The 2065-nt window shown below is 71.6% G+C and carries 2 protein-coding genes; both read right to left on the bottom strand.

Annotated features, from left to right (window positions below):
* Nucleotides 1–648: hypothetical protein (locus tag RMO12_RS15865; protein ID WP_309640014.1), on the bottom strand; the 648-nt coding region annotated here is incomplete at its 3' end.
* Nucleotides 649–1025: 377 nt separating this feature from the next.
* The coding region (ligD, locus tag RMO12_RS15860; RefSeq protein ID WP_309640013.1) for a non-homologous end-joining DNA ligase at nucleotides 1026–2065 on the bottom strand (1040 nt) is incomplete at its 5' end.

Raw genomic sequence — 2065 nt, 5'->3', positions numbered from 1 at the left:
CCCGGCGCTGGCGGCCGCGGCCCGCCGCTCGGCGTTCGCGGCCGGCGGCCCGGCGCTGGTGGCGGGTGGAGCGGACGAAGCCGCGGTGCTCGGCAGCGGCGCGCCGGCGCTGCCTTCGCGCGTGCTCACCGAAGCGGTGATGACGAGTTGCTCCATCGCATCGTCCAGCGCGATCTCGCCGCCGCGCACCACCAGCCGCTCGAACTCGGGCACGCTCGCGGCCCGCTTCGGCTGGCCGGGCTTGCGCTGGCCGAACTGCCAGTTCGCGCCGCCCTCGGCGTCGCGCCGCAGCGCCACGTCCAGACGCTCTACTTCGAGCGAGCGCACCACCAACGGAGCGTCGCGCGTGCCACGCGCCAGCGCCATCACGGTCGAATAGGGCAGCACCACGCGCACGCCGTCGGCACCGCCGAAGGCTGGGCCCGGGTCGCCCGCCGCCGCGCCGATGCGCACCGCGTCGCTGTGCGCGCGCACGCTGCCGAGCAAACGCATGCCGAAGTCGCTGCCGAGCGTCACCTCGCGCGCCAGTCCTTTGGAGAGCGCTCGCTCGAGCGGTCGCTGCAAAAAAGGCCATTCCACGACTTCGCAAAGCGCCAGCAGGAGCAGCAGCGCGGCCAGCAGGCCGACAGGCCAGCGCAGGAGACGCATTGCCCGGGTCGAGGGAGGCTTCACATTCGCCTTCAGGCAAGCCCGGTGCCGTGCTCACGGCGCGCAGCGCGAAGCGCCTGCCGTGATGGGCAGGCGCAGTTCTCGTCGGATGCAAGGGGGAAAAGCAGGGCGCTGGCCGGGCGATCAGCGCGAAAGAATAAAAAGAGCCACGGGCCCGAACCGCTCATAGAGGAGGGAGGGGGAGAGAGAAAGCGGCGCGGTGTGTCGCCCGGGGCTTGAACCCATATTGAGCAATGGTCGTGCCAGACTTGATGTTGGCCTTTGCCCCATGAGCACGGAACGCGCGCCCCAGTTTTTCAAGCCCGGAAAGGTTCGTTTGCGGACGGGTTTACCGATGTCCGGCAAATTGTTCCCGGTCACTCGGCCTTCGGCTTGAATCCAAGCGTCTTCATCGCGCCGCTCAGCGTCTGCCGGGTCGCGGCATAGCCGGCCCAGGTGTCGGCGCTGGCCTCGAGGCGCGCCTGCGGCGTGGCGATGGTGGCCGGTCGTTGCGCGTCCCATCGATCGAGCTCGCCCCAGGCCAGTGGCAGTGAAATCGGCAGGCCGGGCCGGGCCCGCACCGAGTAAGCCGCCACGGTGGTGGCGCCGCGGCCGTTGCGCAGGTAGTCGACGTAGATGCGCCCGACGCGGTTGCGCGGTCCGCTCACGGCGACGAAGCGTTCGCGCGCATGCGCGGCCAGGTGCTGCACCAGCGCTTGCGAAAAGCCCTTGACGGCCACCCAGCCATGGCGTGGCGTGAGCGGCAGCACCAGGTGCAGGCCCTTGCCGCCGCTGGTCTTCAAAAAGCTCACCAGGCCGAGCGCGTCGAGCAGGTCGCGCACGATGTGCGCGGCTTCGACTACCTGCTGCCAGGCCACGCCCTCGCCGGGGTCGAGGTCGAACACCAGGCGGTCGGGCTTCTCGATCGCGCGGGCGGTGGCGTTCCAGGTGTGAATCTCGATCGTGTTCATCTGCGCCACGCCGACCAGCGCGGCGGCACTCGTGATGGCGATCAGCGGCTCGTGGCCGGGGTCGAGCGCAGGGGCCAGCCGCCGCACGCCGGGCAGCTCGCGTGCGTCGGCGTGCTTTTGAAAAAAGCTCGCACCGCCGACGCCGGCCGGCGCACGCAGCAGGGCCACCGGCCGCTGACCCAGGTGCGGCAGCATCAGTTTGGCCACGCGCTCGTAGTAGGCGACGAGCTCGCCTTTGGTGTGGCCACTGATGGCGTCGACGACGCGCTCGGGGTGGGTGACGCGCGGCGCCTTGCCGGCAGGGGTGACGCGCGGCGCCTTGCCGGCAGCCGCGCGCGCCGCTTTCGCGCTGGGCGTGGCAGCGACGCCCCGCGTGGCGCCGAGGGTGGAGGCGGTCGCGGCCGCTGGTGCGGACCGCTGCGCCGGCCCTGGCACGCCGGGCGAGG

This window comes from Methylibium sp. (assembly GCF_031393925.1).
Classification (GTDB): Bacteria; Pseudomonadota; Gammaproteobacteria; order Burkholderiales; family Burkholderiaceae_C; genus Methylibium.
The sequence above is the reverse complement of the archived record's forward strand: the minus strand, read 5'-3'. Positions and strand labels throughout refer to the sequence as shown.